The 17,813-nt window shown below is 52.1% G+C and carries 17 protein-coding genes; 5 read left to right on the top strand and 12 right to left on the bottom strand.

Annotation, left to right across the window (positions count from 1 at the left end):
- Positions 1–35: 35 nt before the first annotated feature.
- Positions 36–854, top strand: a complete 819-nt coding sequence (locus EXY25_RS10765) for a formate/nitrite transporter family protein (RefSeq protein ID WP_130566772.1) — start codon at positions 36–38, stop codon at positions 852–854.
- A gap of 106 nt (positions 855–960) precedes the next feature.
- Here the strand turns inward: EXY25_RS10765 and EXY25_RS10760 are convergent, their stop codons facing one another.
- The 6 genes from EXY25_RS10760 to EXY25_RS10735 all read right to left on the bottom strand — a co-directional run bounded on the left by EXY25_RS10760 (position 961) and on the right by EXY25_RS10735 (position 7,306).
- Positions 961–2,397, bottom strand: coding sequence for a hypothetical protein (locus EXY25_RS10760; protein WP_130566771.1), 1,437 nt, complete (start codon positions 2,395–2,397; stop codon positions 961–963).
- A gap of 106 nt (positions 2,398–2,503) precedes the next feature.
- The gene (locus EXY25_RS10755) at positions 2,504–2,911 is read right to left on the bottom strand and encodes a GNAT family N-acetyltransferase (RefSeq protein WP_130566770.1); all 408 of its coding nucleotides are present in this window, start codon (positions 2,909–2,911) and stop codon (positions 2,504–2,506) included.
- Between the two features lie 141 nt (positions 2,912–3,052).
- Complete coding sequence (locus EXY25_RS10750; RefSeq protein WP_130566769.1) at positions 3,053–4,252, bottom strand: ABC transporter permease; 1,200 nt, start codon at positions 4,250–4,252, stop codon at positions 3,053–3,055.
- Positions 4,249–5,484 carry an ABC transporter permease gene (locus EXY25_RS10745; RefSeq protein ID WP_207232151.1) on the bottom strand — a complete coding sequence of 412 codons (1,236 nt, stop codon included), beginning with the start codon at positions 5,482–5,484 and terminating at the stop codon, positions 4,249–4,251. The genes EXY25_RS10750 and EXY25_RS10745 overlap by 4 nt, the downstream gene beginning before the upstream one ends.
- Positions 5,453–6,145, bottom strand: coding sequence for an ABC transporter ATP-binding protein (locus EXY25_RS10740; RefSeq protein WP_130566768.1), 693 nt, complete (start codon positions 6,143–6,145; stop codon positions 5,453–5,455). The genes EXY25_RS10745 and EXY25_RS10740 overlap by 32 nt, the downstream gene beginning before the upstream one ends.
- 12 nt (positions 6,146–6,157) lie before the next feature.
- Entirely contained in the window at positions 6,158–7,306 is a 1,149-nt protein-coding gene (locus EXY25_RS10735; RefSeq protein WP_199405177.1) for an efflux RND transporter periplasmic adaptor subunit, read from the bottom strand.
- Between the two features lie 317 nt (positions 7,307–7,623).
- On the opposite strand from EXY25_RS10735, the gene EXY25_RS10730 reads away from it, so the two are divergent.
- Both EXY25_RS10730 and EXY25_RS10725 read left to right on the top strand, forming a co-directional pair.
- Complete coding sequence (locus EXY25_RS10730) at positions 7,624–8,964, top strand: ferredoxin reductase family protein (RefSeq protein WP_130566767.1); 1,341 nt, start codon at positions 7,624–7,626, stop codon at positions 8,962–8,964.
- Positions 8,965–9,077: 113 nt separating this feature from the next.
- Positions 9,078–9,296 (top strand): RNA-binding S4 domain-containing protein, encoded by a 219-nt coding sequence (locus tag EXY25_RS10725; RefSeq protein ID WP_114337466.1) that lies wholly within the window; start codon positions 9,078–9,080, stop codon positions 9,294–9,296.
- Between the two features lie 9 nt (positions 9,297–9,305).
- Here EXY25_RS10725 and EXY25_RS10720 read toward each other — a convergent pair whose 3' ends face one another.
- Entirely contained in the window at positions 9,306–9,806 is a 501-nt protein-coding gene (locus EXY25_RS10720) for a Mut7-C RNAse domain-containing protein (RefSeq protein ID WP_130566766.1), read from the bottom strand.
- Between the two features lie 144 nt (positions 9,807–9,950).
- Positions 9,951–11,414, bottom strand: coding sequence for an MATE family efflux transporter (locus EXY25_RS10715; RefSeq protein WP_130566765.1), 1,464 nt, complete (start codon positions 11,412–11,414; stop codon positions 9,951–9,953).
- A gap of 204 nt (positions 11,415–11,618) precedes the next feature.
- On the opposite strand from EXY25_RS10715, the gene EXY25_RS10710 reads away from it, so the two are divergent.
- Complete coding sequence (locus tag EXY25_RS10710; RefSeq protein WP_130566764.1) at positions 11,619–12,383, top strand: ribonuclease H family protein; 765 nt, start codon at positions 11,619–11,621, stop codon at positions 12,381–12,383.
- Here EXY25_RS10710 and EXY25_RS10705 read toward each other — a convergent pair.
- The 4 genes from EXY25_RS10705 to EXY25_RS10685 all read right to left on the bottom strand — a co-directional run bounded on the left by EXY25_RS10705 (position 12,380) and on the right by EXY25_RS10685 (position 16,634).
- The gene (locus EXY25_RS10705; RefSeq protein WP_130566763.1) at positions 12,380–14,413 is read right to left on the bottom strand and encodes a hypothetical protein; all 2,034 of its coding nucleotides are present in this window, start codon (positions 14,411–14,413) and stop codon (positions 12,380–12,382) included. The genes EXY25_RS10710 and EXY25_RS10705 overlap by 4 nt on opposite strands.
- Before the next feature lie 390 nt (positions 14,414–14,803).
- The gene (locus tag EXY25_RS10695; RefSeq protein ID WP_114337455.1) at positions 14,804–15,562 is read right to left on the bottom strand and encodes a class I SAM-dependent methyltransferase; all 759 of its coding nucleotides are present in this window, start codon (positions 15,560–15,562) and stop codon (positions 14,804–14,806) included.
- Entirely contained in the window at positions 15,562–16,263 is a 702-nt protein-coding gene (locus tag EXY25_RS10690; RefSeq protein ID WP_130566762.1) for an LrgB family protein, read from the bottom strand. The genes EXY25_RS10695 and EXY25_RS10690 overlap by 1 nt, the downstream gene beginning before the upstream one ends.
- Positions 16,260–16,634 (bottom strand): CidA/LrgA family protein, encoded by a 375-nt coding sequence (locus EXY25_RS10685; protein WP_114337453.1) that lies wholly within the window; start codon positions 16,632–16,634, stop codon positions 16,260–16,262. The genes EXY25_RS10690 and EXY25_RS10685 overlap by 4 nt, the downstream gene beginning before the upstream one ends.
- Positions 16,635–16,741: 107 nt before the next feature.
- Here EXY25_RS10685 and EXY25_RS10680 point away from each other — a divergent pair, with 107 nt between their 5' ends.
- The gene (locus EXY25_RS10680) at positions 16,742–17,752 is read left to right on the top strand and encodes a 2-hydroxyacid dehydrogenase (RefSeq protein ID WP_114337452.1); all 1,011 of its coding nucleotides are present in this window, start codon (positions 16,742–16,744) and stop codon (positions 17,750–17,752) included.
- Positions 17,753–17,813 lie beyond the last annotated feature (61 nt).

The following is a 17,813-nucleotide window of genomic DNA, read 5'->3' as shown; positions in this document are numbered from 1 at the left end:
CGAATTCAATTTAACTTAGAAAATTAGGGAACAATATGGCTTACGTAAAACCGGCAGAACTTGCCCAACAGATGATAGATGCGGGTGAAAGCAAAGTATTTATGTCGACCCGCGACACTCTTATTCGCGGCATCATGGCTGGTGCCATCCTGGCCATTGCGGTAGCACTGGCGGTCACCACAGCGGTACAAACTGGCGTACCCATTATTGGTGCCTTGGTCTTCCCCGTTGGCTTCTGCATTCTCAACCTGATGGGCTTCGACCTGTTAACCGGTGTGTTTGCCTTGGCCCCATTAGCGTTGCTCGAGAAACGCCCCGGCGTGACTAAAGCGGGCGTATTCAGGAACTGGTGTTTAGTCGCCTTAGGCAACTTGATCGGCGCGCTTGCCGTGGCTTTCTTAGTCGCGCTCACTTTTACCATGACTTTTACCGTTGAGCCTGGTGCCGTCGGCCAAGCCTTTATCAAAGCGTCCACCGCCCGCTCGTTAGGCTTCGCCGAACATGGCTTAGCCGGTTGGGTCACCGTCTTTGTCAAAGGCATTCTGTGTAACTGGATGGTCTGTCTGGGTGTCGTCGGTGCCATGGTATCGCGCTCAGTCGGCGGCAAGGTGATAGCCATGTGGCTGCCTATCTTTATCTTCTTCGGCCTGGTGTTCGAGCACGCCGTGGTGAACATGTACCTGTTCCCACTGGGCATGATGTTGGGCGCTGAATTCACCATCGCGGACTGGCTGATCTGGAATCAGATCCCGGTAACGCTGGGTAATTTAGTGGGTGGCTTACTGGTCACCGGTATGAGCATCTATATCACCCACGGAAAAACCCTGCCAGCGCGTAATGCAGAAGCGGTGTAACTCGATATAACCGTCTATTTTTAAAAACCAAAACAGAAAAGGGCAAGCGGAATCGCTTGCCCTTTTTGTTGGAGACTCTCAGCAAGAAATAGCAATCAAGCCAACGTTAGTAGCTCAAAACGGGCAGCCTAAAAAGTTTTTCACCCTCAACTAAAGTCTCGCCCCCATTCGTAATGTTGACTTTCGGTACTGATGAAACAGCCTGACGAGAAAGGTTAGCAGATCCACCTATCAGTGCATCGCTCACAAAAAAATCATCAACAAAAATGACATTCACGAAAGGGCTAGCGCTATGCTTCGGTATACTGACTTCCCATCTTTCACCGGCCAAAAGTACTTCTCTAGCTAAAGACTCGAAGTCGTCTTCATAACCTTCAAAATCATACAAAGTGATGTTCCCACTAACGGAAGTGATATTTTCAGCATGAGCTTCGATGTCTGCGGGTAGCTCTAACAACGTTATAGATTCGTTTTCCGCCGGACTGCTCATACTCCAATCCATACCAGCAGCAACAGGACCTTCCATGTTAAAGTTGAGCGACACATTTCTCCAATCAGGTTCATTGGTCAGAGTACTTGAGTAATAGATCCGGTCATCATCAACCGAAGTAATCACCACATCATCATTGTTAACCATGTGTCGACTACACTCTTCCGATCCCATGATTTCAGAAAAAGAAAGTCTATAGGGTATAACGTACGCATTAGGGTTGGCAGAACCCAAACCTTCCAAACCACAATACTGATAATAATGACTCTCGCTCTCTATCGAATCAGGTAGATAGATAGAGTCCAAGTAAGAGGCATTATTGAAGTAAGCAACTTCATCGTTCTTTATTAACTGAAAGTAAGAATGTGCACCATCAACAAGAAGTGGTTCTGAAGCTATTTCTGAAAGATGAATGCTAACACTAGGTTCTTCATTTCCGTCAAGAATAATGGTGGCGTCACCGTAAGCATAACCTTCTCTACCTGACAGAGGCGACTGAAGCGTCACATACAATTCCGAAGTCCCAGCAGGAGCGCACAGTTCGACATCAGCTTTCCAGCCATTCTCTCCCCGCTGAACAGGCTCAAAATCACGAATAAAAACAAACTGACTACCAATAACACCCTCAGTTTCAATAGGTTCATCAGCAGTAACAGTAAGATCGACTGATTGGTAATCGCCACCAACCCCAGAAATTGATGAAAAGTTTACGACTTGGTTATCCATGGCTGGATAATCTTCAAATGACTGAACGGCCATCCGAGATGTTGATAATGCAGAAAGCTTCTCACTAATCACAGAATATGTGACCGTGTTCCTGTCTGTTTCCACAACCATTCTGCCATTCGCATCAGCATCAATCACCTGCATCACACTGCCATCGGTATCATGCAAAACTAATTGGCTATTCGGGTTGGGAGCGGGCTCTCCACATGAATAGCTATAAAGACTAGTGACCGTAAAGCTAGTTCCGCCTGGCCCACCAGACGATGAACCACCACAAGCTACAATAAAAAGGGACAACGACAGAGGGGCAATCTTCAAGAGTTTCATACAGCTACATCCTTGATGTTTATCTTAATTAATTCCATATATAACGCTAATATAACGTACAAAAACCTGAACTAAAAGATGAGATAATTAAATATAACCCATAACCTTAATGCTCATCCCCAGCATAGATCCACATTGACGCGGTGCTGCCAGCACGCTCAAAGCCCATGGTTTGATAGAAAGCGATGGCGTCACCGTCGGCGGTGAGCATCTGCTGGTGAAAATCTGCATATTTGCTTTGTAGCGCTGTCATGATCTGGCGGCCAATACCTTTGCCCTGAAACTCGGGATGCACCAGCATATGCGGGTAGTAGACCACCAGGTGACCATCAGAAATGGCGTTGGCTAAGCCGATTAAACGCCCATCCAGGCGGGCGGTTACTAAGCCGTGGGAGCCTCGCAGTGCGGCGAGGAGTTGTGACGGTTTGTCTGCCGCAGACCAGCCAACGGCGCGATATAGGGCGACCACTTCGTCGCTGGTAAGCTCATCCTGTGAACTGATAACCACTTCCATCTTAATCTCTTATATCAATGAGTTGCTGTGTCTCACTAGGTTCTAATAAATCGTGACTGGATTGCAAATAAAGATAAACGTTCCATCGATTACGTAAGTACCATCACTGACAACACAAGTTAACTGGATCGCCCATAACGCTCAGCCGCCATGCAGTGCCTGCACCGGATCTTGGCGCATCGCGCGCCACGCAGGCAGCAATCCGGCGAGTAGCCCCACCAGTGCCGATAGCAGCAGGGCGGCAAACAGAAATAGCGGCTGGATCACCAGCGGCAATCCGGGCACTGCCAAGGCCAGTAGACTTTGGGTCGCCACAACGATCAGTAAACCCGCAACCCCGCCGGCAAGTGCCAAGGTCACCGCTTCACCAAGAAACAGAATGAGTATCAGATATCGGTTGGCACCGAGCGCAGTTAACAAGCCCACCTCAGGAATTCGCTCCTGTTGGGCGATACTCATGATAGTAAAAATCCCCACTGCGCCCACCAAGAGAGAGATCCCACCCAATCCACCGATGGCGGCTTTGATGATGGTCAGCACCTTATCCAGACTGGCCAACATATCCTGTTGGCTATAGAGGGTAAAATCTTCACGCCCATGGCGACGATACAGGTGATTGAATATGCGACGATTAATCTGTTGATCGGTCAACTCCGGCCGGTACACCACATCGATCTCCATCAGGCTTTCACGATCGAATATCGCCAACGCCAGCGCGGCAGGAAGATAGATCACATCGTCCAGATCAAAGCCCAGAAACTGCCCTTTCGGTGCCATCACCCCGATGACACGAAAGCGGCGGTTATCCACCCGGACAAACTCGCCTAACGGATCTTTGAAAGGAAACAGTTCTGCAGCGAGCTTAGACCCCAACACGGCCAATGCCCGCGGTCGTTTACTGTCATCGTCTGGCAGAAACTGGCCGCGGGCGACACTGAAACGCCAGGCATCTGCAGCTTGATGGTTCACCCCCAGCAGATCGCTACTGCGGAGCAAGCCGCCCGCTTTTAGCTCCGCGGTACCTGAGATCACCGGCACCACCTGCTCCACGCCCGGCAAGCGTTGCAGGCTGTCGGCATCCTCCAAGGTCAGCGGACGCACCGTGCTGATAATGCCGCCGGAGATCCCTTGGGTGGTGACCTTACCCGGCGTTACTGCCACCAGATGGCTGCCAAACTGGGAAAAGTTATCCAGCAGATAGAGCCGGACCCCCTCGCCAATGCCGGTCAGCGTTGTGACCGCCGCGATCCCGATCGCAACCCCCAACGCAGACAATAGGTTTCGGCTGCGTCCAGCAGTCAACGAACGCCACAGCCAGCGCAACATATCTTGTGTTCTCATAGCGCACCACCGCGCAAGCTTTCTACCGGCGGTTTTTGTGCCGCACGGGACGCTGGCATCAGCGCAAACAGCAGCGCCACCAGCGGTGCACAACAGAATGCCGAAACCGCCGCCCATAACGGTACCGCCAGCGGAAACGCCGGATACCACCATGCCATAAGCGCTACTAGCAAGTAGCCGCAAACCATCCCCAATAGCGCCCCAGCCAGTGACAGCAGCGCCGCCTCAGTGAGGAAGATAGCCCGTACCGTGTGATTATCTGCGCCCAGCGCCTTTAACAGGCCGATCTCACTGGCCCGTTGGTGGGTGCTGATGAGCATGATGTTCATCATCATGATCCCGGCCACCACCAGGCTGATGGTGCCGATCCCTGCCACCGCCAGCGTCAATGTCAGCAGGATATCGCCAAAGGTACTGAGTAAGGCATCTGGACGCAGCACAGTAATATCTTCCACCCCTTGATGACGATCGGCCATCAGATGGATCACCCGCTGCTGTAACCTGACCAGCGACTGCCCGCCCGCCGACTGAATAAACAAACGAAACAGACCTGAGGTGTTAAACAGCGCCTGTGCCGACGCCACCGGGATCAGTACCGCCTCGTTCAGACGCAAGCCCATGTTGCTGCTGTTACTCTGAAAGACACCAATGACCCGAAAGCGGCGGTTATCGAGACGCAGCCATTGTCCCAGAGGCGACTGCTGCGGATACAGTTCGGCGGCCAGATCACTGCCGATAACACTGACCGACTGCGCCCGCTCTACAGCCCCTTTCGGCAGCCCTTGGCCAGCAATCAGATCGAGGTTGTGGGTAGTAAAAAATGCCTCGCTGGTACCCAGGGTAATGGCCTGACGATTACGGGCGCGATAACTGGCTTCTGTGGTGCCAACAATCAGCGGGGCCACGACAATATCGGCGATCTGCTGTTGCAAGTAGCGCATATCATCGAGGGTAATATCTCTGGCACTGGCACCAGTGATCGGCGGTAAACCACCGGTGGTCTCTTTTTTGCCCGGCAGCAGGATCAACAGGTCTTTCCCAAGAAAGGCAAACTCGTTATCCACGAAGTTCTTGGCGCCTTGCCCCAGCGCCGTCATCACCACCACGGAGGCAACACTGATCCCGATGGCCAGCAATAGCATGACGCCACGCAACTTCTGGCGCACCAGTGCCGCCAGCGCAAAACTCAGTAGATCGGTACTACGCATGATCACTATTACCGTCACTGTCACTGACGATAGCGCCATCGGCCATACGGATCTGCCGACTGGCACGGGCACCGAGTTCGGGATCGTGGGTGACAATCAACAGCGTGATCCCCTGCTCTCGATGCAAGGCTTCCAGCAGTTCAATCACCTCCTGACCAGACTGACTATCAAGATTACCTGTGGGTTCATCCGCCAGCAGTAAGCTCGGCGACATGGCCATCGCCCGACCTATCGCCACCCGCTGGCGCTGGCCACCGGAAAGCTGATGAGGTTGATGCCTAGCACGATCCTCCAGCCCCAATTGTGCCGCCAGTCTATTGATGATCTCGTGGCGCTGTGGCGGTGCCATGCCTGCCAGCGTTAACGGCAACTCCATGTTTTCGAAGGCAGTTAGCCTTGGTACCAGATGAAATGACTGAAAGATAAAACCGATAGAGCGGCTACGCAGCGTTGCCAACGCCGATTCCCCCAAGTGGGCGGTATCTTGAGCATTGAGCAGATAGTGACCGCTATCGGGGCGATCCAGTAAACCAAGCACGTTGAGCAGTGTCGACTTACCTGAGCCTGATGGCCCCATCACCGCCACATATTCGCCATCCCGTATCGCTAAATCGACCGCTTTCAAGCCATCCACCCACTGATCGCCTAACTGAAAACGTCGACTGACATGCTTTAGTTCAATCATCTGCTAGCTCAATCACCGTTCCGCCTGCTGCTGACTCGGTTTTGCACTCACGACCATACCCGGAGTGAACTCAATCTTGGCGGGGTAGCGCACCAGCTGATCGCCCTCGCTGAGGCCTTGTTCGATGCTGATCCAGCTCCAATTACGCAGCCCGGTTTCAGGTGTCACCAGATGCAGGGTTTGGCCATCCCAAATATAGCCCTCGCCCTCCTCCCCTAATGACTCAGCCGGCAGACGCAAAGTGTCATCTAAGCGCGCCACCTCAATCTCCATATCTGCGCTGTAACCGATCAACATAGGGCGGTCGACAGGAAAATTGGACAGTTCCGCTTCCACCTCCACCGTCCGTGACTGCTTTTCCAGATCTAATACGTAGGGCGCAATACGACGAACCCGCGCGGCAAAGGATTGCCCGGGGAGCGCGTCCAAGGTAACGATCACGGGCATGTCGAGTGCCAGCTTAGCGGCATCCACCTCATCGATAGGCGCGGAGACATAGAAGCAGCGATCATCCAGCAGGTCGATCGCCGGTGGCGTTGCCACACCGGGGGGCGAAGGCGTCAGGTACTCGCCCAACTCACCATTCACTTCGGCGATCACACCATCGAACGGCGCATAAAGCTGGGTCTGTTTGATATGGGCTTGCTGCAGCTGCAACCGCGCGCTGATCGTTTGCTCACTGACTTTCGCGGCCTCGCACGCCAGTTCACTGTTGGTAGCGCGGGTACGGGCATTATCAGCACTGGTTTCTGATGCCATGTTGCGTTTGACCAAGGTTTCCAAACGCGCAGATTCACGGCGGTCGAACTGTGCTTGCAAACAGCTTTGCTGACGCACCAAGGCGCTGTGAGCCAATTCCGCTTCGGCTTGCGTCACGCTGGCGGTGAGATCCTCATTCCACAGCTCCAGTAGCTTATCGCCCGCTTTTACTCTATCCCCCTCTTGCACCAACAAGGTGGTAACAACACCTCCTAACGGCAGCGCTAGACGGGAACGATGGCAGGACTTAACAGTGCCAGCACGGGTATTGACTACCGTTTCCACCACCGCACCCCGCGACACAGACACCAGCTCAACCATCAGCGGTTGCGGACGCTTAAACCACAGCAATAGCGCGGCGATAAACAGCGCCACTAAGACTATCCAAATCTTCGCCTTCACCTTGGCTCCCGTCCTTTGCCATCCTCTCTCAAAGCATAGCTGGCGCTGAAAATGGCCTATACCCAGCGCGTAGTGTTTTCACCATGATTTTGATCTGTATACGCTTTTTTATGCAGCTAACGGATTGCTGTCGCGGTGATCTGATAGATCGTCATTCCTCTGTCTCAAAAGTAAGCGAATGCAGCACTAAGTCCATCAACCGGCACAAAACTGATCGAGCGCAAGACCCAACCAGACTTAACTTTCCTTAACAATCATTCCCGCCGATTTGTGGTCATATAAATAGGGAGAGTTCTCCGTCACAAGGCTGATAAATTATGCGTCGCATCTCTGTTTTACTTTGCTCGCTTTTTGCCGCCACCACCCTGCTCTGGTTGATGGCTGAAAATGGCGAGCACCTAAAGTGGGCCTACTTCCCGATCCGTCATTACATGGTGCAATATTCTGGCGTGATGGCTATCGCGGCGATGAGTGTCGGTATGATTTTGGCCACTCGTTTACCCATTCTTGAGCGGCTGACCGGTGGCTTAGATCGCGCCTATCGGCTACATAAATGGCTGGGCATCAGCGCCTTGGCCTTAGGTGTTTTGCATTGGTTCTGGGCCAAAGGCACCAAGTATATGGTGCAACTGGAATGGTTAGTGCGACCGGGGCGCGGCGGCCAAGGTAGATCACACGGTACGGGTGATGGATCAGTGATCAGTACTTTCCTACATCAAAATCGTGACTTAGCCGAAATCATCGGCGAGTGGGCGTTTTATCTGCTGGTGATCCTGATCGCCGTATCTCTGTACAAAAAGATCCGTTACGGCAGCTTTGTCAAAACCCACAAAGTGATGGGCGTGCTCTATCTACTACTGGTATTTCACAGCGTGGTGTTGATGCGCCATAGCTATTGGGAAGCACCGCTGGGCTGGGTGCTGGGTGGCTTGATGGCGTTGGGGACACTGGCGGCAATTTATTCTCTAGCAGGCCGCATCGGCCAGAACAAGCAGTTACACGGCACGGTGAAGCAACTGGACTTCTTCGAACATAACCAAGTGCTGGCAATCGATATCGATACCGATCAGCGCTGGCCGGGACACCAAGCCGGGCAATTTGCTTTTCTGCACTTTGAGGGCGAGGAACCGCACCCCTTCAGCCTGACCTCTGCGCCCACAGAACAGGGAATTGTGAGCTTTGAAGTGAAAGCGCTGGGTGACTTCACCCAACAGTTACGTCAACGTATTAACAAAGGAGATGCTGTCAGTATTGAGGGGCCTTATGGCCAGTTTGATTTTCAAGACAATCAAAGCCATCAACTATGGATAGCCGGCGGCATCGGTATCGCTGCATTTAAAGCGCAACTGCAACAGATAAAACAGAGCGGTAGCAGGAAACCTGTCACTTTGTTCTATTCCACCCAGCAGCCCGATGAGCGCTATATTCAACAACTGCAGCAGCTCGCCACAGACGCAGGGATCACGCTACATATCCATGACAGTGTGCAGCAGGGCTTATTAACCACAGAGATGATTTGCCAATACTGCCGCTACTGGCGTGACAGCAGCATCTGGTTTTGTGGCCCCAAACGGTTTGCCGACGCATTGAAAAAGGGGTTTGCCAAACAAGGTATTAGCGAGCAGCGCTTTCATAGCGAACTGTTTGAGTTTCGTTAGACCGCTGTATTTAGTCAACAACGAAATTCCATTGGCGAACGCTCTGCAACACCCTATAGTAGGCCGATTAAATCAGCCCACGCTGATAGCAAAGCAAAGCCAAAGGCCAAATCATGAGAGACGTTGAATTAACCAAAGAACCCGTCGAGTTATATAAGATATTAAAATTTGAGGGGCTGGTAGAGAGTGGTGCTGTCGCCAAACAAGTGATCGACGAAGGTTATGTGTCGGTTAATGGCGAAATGGAGATCCGCAAGCGCCGTAAGATCGTTTCTGGTGATGTGATCGAACTGGGTGACGATAAATTTCGCGTGGTTTTGGCAGGACAATAAGTAGCGTCCTTAGCTCTCCATAGCAAATGCGTCACTAAAACCCGCCATACGCTGGCGAATACGTGCCACATGGCTGCCCATCCAATAACAGCGACCACAAGCAGGGCAGATAAAACCGGCTTGTGGTGGCGACGCCATATCTGCCGGCAGTTTCAACTTCATCTCCTCTGGCGAACAAGGACGCAGGCGTTGATTACAACAACTACAGCGACTAAACGGTGTGGCGGTGAGATTGAGATGAAAACGCGTGACCAGTTCCCGCATCTGTTCGTCTACTTTGTTACCCAGCACCAGGTAAACCCGATCCGGCCGTTGCTCATCAGGTAGCCGTTTATCGCGGGTCAGCAAGATACGCTGCTCTAGGTTGGCATGTTGTGCCAGTACCTTGTCGTCAATAGAGGGATGAAATCGAGTATCAAAGCCTAACAGACGTAACCAACGCGCTGTGCCGCCGAGCATGGCGTCACAGTAAAAGCGCGGAGCTTGCGTCGTACACTCGTTGTAAATCACCAGTGCTCCTGCAACAAAGACTGAGCTAGCTAGCCATATCGCTTGCCGCTGTTATGCCTGTTTTTCTGTCCGATAACTTCCTGTCAGCTTAATAAGAGTATAGGCGCAGCAATTAGGTACCCCCAACGCGATACCTTCTGGCGACTATTTGACGTCGGCTTGAGCACAGGCTTCTTCATCAGCCACTTCCGCTTCGGCGCACATGTAAGCGCGACTGGAGCAGAACGGCGTCATAGGCATAGCGGGAGACACCAACGCTTCACTTGGTGATATTTGCTGCTGATGCCGTATCGCCATCTTCTTCACTTTGGCCAAGGCCCAGGCCAAACCGGCAATGCCAAACACAACCGAACCGGACATCTGTCCAATCAACACGCCTTCCGCCCCCCAGTAATAGCTTCCAACGAGCACCAGCGGGATCGTGCCGATAGAGGCTTTACCCACATTCATCAATGTCGACAGACTGGGGTAGCCCAAGTTATTGAATGCCGCGTTAGATACAAATAGTGCACCATTAAAAGCAAAACTAATGCTGACCCAGGTACAAAAGAACACCAGAAAATCAGCAGAATCCCCAGATAGACCAAAGGCCGATACCAAGCCATTGCGGGCAAAATAGATCAACAGGCACACCGTTAATACGTAAGCAAAACAGAAGCCCATCGCGTTGCGTAACGCCTGCTCGATTCGATCAAACTTCAGGGCGCCATAGTTCTGTCCAATGATCGGGCCAACAGCACCAGACAATGAGTAGATCATACCAAATGCCACCGGGATCAGACGTCCTATCACGGCCCAGCCAGCCACGTAGCCATCACCATATTTAGCGATAGAGGCCGTCACAAATGCATTTCCAATTGGGGTCGCAATGTTGGTCAGAATGGCCGGAAAGGCGACACTCAAAATGGCAGCCAGCTGGGACTGCATTGAGATGAAATCAAATCGAGCAAACAAACGATGTTTATTGAACACGCCAACCAGGGCAACGATAGCAAGGACGAGACGTGCCATCACCGACGCATAAGCCACCCCCTCCAGACCCAGCCCCAACGCAAAAATAAAGATAGGATCCAGCACCGCATTGGTAGCGCCGCCCGCCAAGGTTGACCACATCGCCAGTTTGGCATCACCCACCGAGCGTAACGCGGCACCGCCGCAGATGGCTAAACCAAGAATAGGCAGTGATGGCAAAAGAATTTGTAGGTAATCAACCGCTAATGCATGGGTACGACCTGTGGCACCCATTAAATGCAACAGGTCAGGCGTGTACATCCACACCAACGCAGCGACAACCACGCAAATAGCGAAACCCGCAACCAGTACATTGGTCACCAGATGACACGCTTTTTCCCGATCTTTTTCACCAATCGCCTTCGATACCAAAGCGGTCATCGCAATAGACAGACCAATGCCCACCGACGTCGTAAAGAACAGAATACTGCCGGCGTAACCCACGGCGGCAGCCAGCTCCTGTTCACCCAATAAGCTGATAAAAAACAGGTCGGCCAAGTCCACTAAAAACAGTGCTGTCAGGCCAATCGCATTGGTTGATGACATCACCACGATATGGCGGAAGATACTGCCATGTACAAACTTTGCTGCCGGCACAAATGCTCCACGGGATCAGTTGAATCATGAGTGTAGTAAGCAATACGGCGGAACACAGTATTTGGGTTGTTATGGAGAAATGCCATTTATACTGCGCTAAACCCATTCATGGTCATTGAGACGAGACGAAGGCTTATGCGATGATGCCTCGTTACGCGCAGTTCGGAGATTGCGCCGATCCCTTTTACCGACAGGAACATTACGATGGCCAAAAAGTTTTATGTTGTTTGGGCTGGCAAGCAACCCGGTATTTACACAGACTGGGCCAGCTGCAAAGCCCAGGTCGATCAGTTCCCCGGGGCGCGCTATAAATCCTTCCCGACACAGGCGGAAGCAGAGGCCGCATATGGCGGCGGTACGTCAAGCAAACCCACGGGCAAAGCGCCAGCCAAAAAGCGCAGTAACGGGCAAACAGTGAAGACCTACAGCGCCAAAGAAGTGGACGCCCTGAAAGCGGATATTAAGATCTTTACCGATGGCGGCTGTGAGCCCAACCCAGGTAAAGCAGGCTCTGGGCTGGCAGTATATTTTTGCGGTGAAGTGGCCGAGCTTTGGTATGGCTTATATAACCCAAACGGCACCAACAATACGGCAGAGCTAAATGCACTGCATCAAGCGATGCTCATGGCCAGCAAACAACTAGACCGAGGCCGTAGTGTGGCGATTTTCTGTGACTCCAAGTACTCGATTCAGTGTATTACGCAGTGGGCTGCAGGCTGGGAGAAAAAGAGCTGGAAAAAGCCCTCTGGCGAAATTAAAAATCTTGAGCTAATCCAAACCATGTTCGCGTTGTATCAGACCATTAAAGGCGATATAAAAATATTGCACGTTAATGGCCATGTCGGCGTGGAAGGTAACGAGCTGGCGGATCGCATGTCGATTGTCGCGGTAGACAAAAAGAGCAAGACTTTCCAACGCTATACCGATCCATTAGATGTACCCGCCATTCTCGCACTCAGAAACGGTTAATCAGTCTCAGCCAGCAGCTTGTCTAAGCGTCCCGCAAGCATATCCATATCGATAGGGCGAACGATCTGTTCGCCCTCATATCGTCCATCGCCCTTACTCTGCACAATACGAATAACAGGGCGTCCGGCGATCTGAGCCTTACTCAACGGTGTCTCTCCGTCGCAAATAATCAGTTGATATTGGTTGCTGCTTTGCTGGGCATGCGCCGGTAGCTGTTGTGGCGTCACTCGCTCATGGCGCCAACCAAATTCAGCCAACATAGTTTCAATCACCAACGCCTCTACCGGAGGTAACTGACATAACAACACTTCACCTTGATGGCCTGCTTTTGCCACCGATTGGGTTTTCATTGCCTGCATGCGCCGCCCCGCCAGCCATGCCGTTAACATAGCTTGAGTAATAGGCAGTGGCTGATGATAGACGTCGCTCGCAGTCAGTCGATGAAAACGATCAACCAGCAAGACTCGGTGTCCCTGCCGCTGACAGAGCGTAAGCAAACTCTGCCACACGGTACGGGGAATATGATCAGTATCTAACACCAGGTTCACCCTGGTTTGCGTTTGCTGAAGTAGCGCTTCCGTTGTCACCAGATCAGCCATCAAATGCGTGTCGCAACCCAATGATTGTAACTGTGCCTGCACACTTTCCCGCAGTGTTGGCGACTGGCTCACGATGAGTACTTTGCCCAGCTCTGGTGCCGGTTGCGGCACATGAAACCCCTGTTCCACTTCAATCGGCACACGGCACCGCAGGATCACCTCTCCTGCTCCCACATGGGTCAGTTGCAGTTCGCCTTGCAGTAACTGACAAAGTTGACGACACATCGGTAATCCCGGCAGCGGATCAGTGGTGGTGGTTAACAGTTCTTTTTGCCACTGTCGGATCAAGCAGCGGCCAGTCTCATGCATTCGCAACAGGAGCTTTCCAGAGGAAACCGACACATTCAGTTTGATATTCCCAGCATCCTTGGCTTGTATTACCTGCCCCAGCATACTCAGTAATATGCGCTTTAGCTGTGTCCGGTCCGTCGTCACCCGGTTGGGTAGCTCCGCTGAGATAATGGCATCACACTCTAAGCCCTTAAGGTGCGCCGTGGGCACGGTTAGTGCCAGCACCTCCTCAAGCAGCGCTCGAAGATCGAAGGTCTCTGGCGTCACTTGCACTTCGCCCTTCTCCAGCAAGCTGATCTGAGTAAGGTCATCAATCAAGTAGAGCAACTGAGCAGCCGATTGCTCGCTGGCGGCAACCAAAGGTTGCTGCCGCGAATCCTCCAGCTGTGCTTTCAACAGCTTCAGGCAGGCTAACTGACCCAGCAACGGTGCTTTTAACTGCTCACCTAGCTGTTGGATAAAGTCACTTTTAGCAATGCTGTTCAACTCGGCCTTGTCTCTAGCGGCAGCCAACTCTTTACTACTGTCGATTAACTCTGCATTCAGCAACTGTCGCTCAACACGCAAACGATAAGTTTCCGTGGTCGATTTATAGAGAAAACGAAAGGTATTAAATGTCAGCGCAAGAAACGGCCCCATCAACATCAAAGCCACCAGCTGATGCTGCTGAGTTCCCGCGACCAACCAGTAAACAGAGAATGGCAAAATCGCACTCAAGGCAAAAGCGCAGAATACGCGCCAGCTCATCACCAACACAGCCACAGCGCTAACCACTTCACCGACAACCACCAGCAACGGTACCAGTTGCAAAAGGAATGGTTGCTGCATGGTGAGAATACAAATTATCCCCGCCAACAGGCCAGACGCACACTCCAATCTAACGTAAGCATTTTCCCACTGGTGGGGTGAATCGGTGCTACGTTTTTGTCGAGCCGTCAAATGCCAGCGAAAAACACTGCACAGGACGACCAACTCCAGCCAGCTCAACAAAGGGAGGTATGGCATTGAAGTAAAAAAGCAGAGGTATGCAACGAGAATGAGGCTGGTGGTTGGGAAAACAAAACTTAAGGACGCAGCTTGGCGATACAGAGTATCCACTCTGCCACGATCAAACTCTTCTGCGCGCATTGGTGAAGGCATAGCAACCACTGTAGGGGAGTTGATGTACTCGATTAAAACGACACTATAACAATGCCCCGATATGCGGCACTACTTATCCATGTTGCTTATGCTAAGCCGGTCTCAGACAACGATTTTAGCTTCACAGATTTGCACAATACTGATTTGTCACTGGCGACCCGAAAGCACTTCTTGCAAACAAATTTGGGTTTCTTCACCAGCTCAAGGAGCGGCTCCCCCCACATCAGCGCATTCTGCCGACGATCCCATTTACATATCTGCTTGCCCATGCAAAAAGCTCTCTTGTGCGTAGTCGCACTGTTCAACTGAGTTAAGTTAAGCACACTCTTCTATCATCGAGCGCAGATAACGGCAAAAGATGGCGCTTGCTAAGCAGTACACCTAGCACGCTTAACTGCAAAAATAGATATCAAAACGATGAGTCTTGGTCGTGATCTGCGCGTCTGACTTGCGCTCACACAAAGGGGGCGCATAGTCAGGACGCTTCACCACGACCCGTTTTGTGGCCAGCGCCAGCGCCGGGGCGAGCAATAGATCCGCATCTTCATCGGGGCCAAGCATGGCCTGAAACAGACGCATCTCTTTCTTCACCTGAGCCGATTTTTTGCGGTGGGGGTACATGGGATCCAGATAGATAACCTCTGGCGCATCACCCTGCCAGTCGCTCATGCGATCCACCGCCGAACCGGGTAACAAACGCATACGCTGACCGATCCAAGGGCCGATCTCAGCATCCAATTGTGCTCGCATTAAACCATCTTGAAGCAATGCCGCCGCCACCGGCGAACGCTCTAACATGGTGACCTGACAACCGATCGACGCCAATACGAACGCATCGCGCCCTAACCCTGCGGTAGCATCTAATACCGAGGGGGTGGCTTGCCCACGGGCACCGACCGCTTTCGCTACGGCCTCACCGCGCCCGCCACCGTGTAAACGGCGATGCCGTGCTGCACCGTCGGTAAAATCGACACTCACAGCACCCAATTTCTTGTCTCCGAGATCTTTCAAGCTCAAGCGCTCGGCATCCAGATACAGTAGCAAGCCTGAATCAGGCTGTTTGCGCATCGGCACAAACCCCCACTGCGACACCAGCTGCTGCAGGTGATCACGACGCTCCGGGGTGTCGCTGTGTATCGGTAAGGGCATTAAATTATCCATTGCAGGATCAAAGGTACCAAAATGGGCGCAAGTATGGCGCTGATGGTAGCAGATAATACCAGTGCCAGTGCACTGTAGGCGCCCTGCTCGCCCCCCTCTTGCACGATACGAGCCGTACCTAAGGCGTGACACGCCGTTCCCATCGCAATGCCTCGGGACTTAGGCTCACGGATCCCCATCAAGTTAAGCAAAGGGATACCCGCAATCGCTCCCAACAAGCCGGTAACAATCACAGCTAACGCACCTAACGATGGCTCGCCCTGCATCTGTTCGACAATCATTACCGCAATCGGTGTGGTCACCGACTTTGGCGCTAACGAAATAGCAATTTCTGCCTCGGCACCCACCAAGATGGCTAACACCACGGTACTGGTCAGCGCGAAAATTGTCGCCAACGCCACCACCAGCAGTACGCCCGGTAACTCACGCTTGATCTGCTTTATCTGTTTATACAAGGGCACACCAAGAGCCACCACCGACGGGGCTAACAGATCACTTAACCAATGCCCTCCCGCTTGATAGTCAACATAGGGGATACCCAACCCCAGCAGCAGACAAACCAGCACCAACAGAGTGATTAACACCGGATTCAATAGTGGATGTTCGATCCGACGCTGCAGATGTACCGCAGCCAGATAAACCATAATGGTGAGCACAAAATAGAACAGCGGCATCATTAAATCGCTCATTGACGACGCTCCAACGCCTGAAACAACCAACCCGCTAAGGCCATAATCAGCACGGTACCAAGTAAGCAGGTAAGCAAGATCGCCACCAGACTGTTTGCCAGCAACTCAAGATTATCAATTAAGCCAACCCCGATAGGTACAAATAGCAAAGCCATCCAACGGATCAGGAAGTTCGCTCCGGCCTCAACCCAATGCAATTTCACCAGCCCCAAGCTTAATAACAAGGCTAAAAAGATCATGCCGACAATGCTGCCGGGGAGCACACCGCCAGAATATTTTGCCGCCAACTGGCCGACAAAAAGGCAGAGAAGTAGGATCAAAACACTACTCACGTAGCTTGCGATATGACGACAAAGGGAAGGAAACGTCACAACAGACTCCCATTAAAGTGTGATCTGCATTATATTTTCACCCTCCCCTGGCAGCAAACCTTTGCTGCCCATCTTGCTAAGAAAGTGGCTAAGAAAACTGAGGTACTATGAAAATCTGTTTGTTTAGCGCCAAAAAATACGACCGTGAGTTTTTTGACCTGCGTAATAGTGAATTCGGTTTTGAGCTGGAATATTTTGATATTCACCTGAATCCTAAGACGGCCACCCTCGCCCAACATGCCTTCGCCGTCTGCGCCTTTGTTAACGACAATCTGGACCAGGAAACCCTGGAAGTACTGGCAAGTCAGGGTATCAAACTACTATTGATGCGCTGCGCTGGCTTCAATAATGTTGATCTGGACGCGGCCAGACGCCTCGGTATGCGCGTGGCTCGAGTGCCAGCTTACTCTCCAGAAGCGGTCGCCGAACACGCCATCGCTCTCATCATGACCCTTAATCGACGTATTCACAAAGCTTACCAGCGCACCCGCGATGCCAATTTCTCCCTCGAAGGCTTAACCGGCTTTAACATGCATGGCCGCACGGCGGGTGTAGTGGGCACAGGTAAAATTGGCTTGGCTGCCGCACGTATTCTGAAAGGCTTTGGCTGCGACCTGCTTGGCTTTGACCCCTATCCCAACCCGGAGTTTGAAGCCCTCGGTGGGCGTTATGTCGAGCTGCCAGAGCTAATTTCCCAGAGTCAGGTGATCACTCTGCACTGTCCACTCACGCCGGAAAATCAACATCTATTCGATGCCACCGCATTCCAACAGATGATGCCCGGCACCGTGTTAGTCAACACCAGTCGCGGAGGACTGGTCGATTCAGTGGCAGCAATCGACGCATTAAAGCAGAGCAAACTCGGCGGCTTGGCGTTGGACGTTTACGAGAATGAACAGGATCTGTTCTTTGAAGATCTATCTGACGAAGTGATCCAGGATGACGTCTTCCGCCGCCTGTCCGCCTGCCACAATGTGATTTTCACTGGCCATCAGGCATTCCTTACCAGCGAGGCGCTAACAGCGATTGCTGAAACCTCCCTCGACAATGCGAAAACGTTTCTCGAAGGTCGCGCTAATGGCAACGAGATCGCTGGCGAAGCGCCAGATCATCACTAATTTGGTCGGTTAATCATAGCTTTGTTTTGTTCCCCTCTCGAATGAGAGGGGAGATCCACAA

Origin of the sequence: Corallincola spongiicola, assembly GCF_004284785.1 — a bacterium.
GTDB lineage: Bacteria > Pseudomonadota > Gammaproteobacteria > Enterobacterales > Neiellaceae > Corallincola > Corallincola holothuriorum.
The sequence above is the reverse complement of the archived record's forward strand: the minus strand, read 5'-3'. Positions and strand labels throughout refer to the sequence as shown.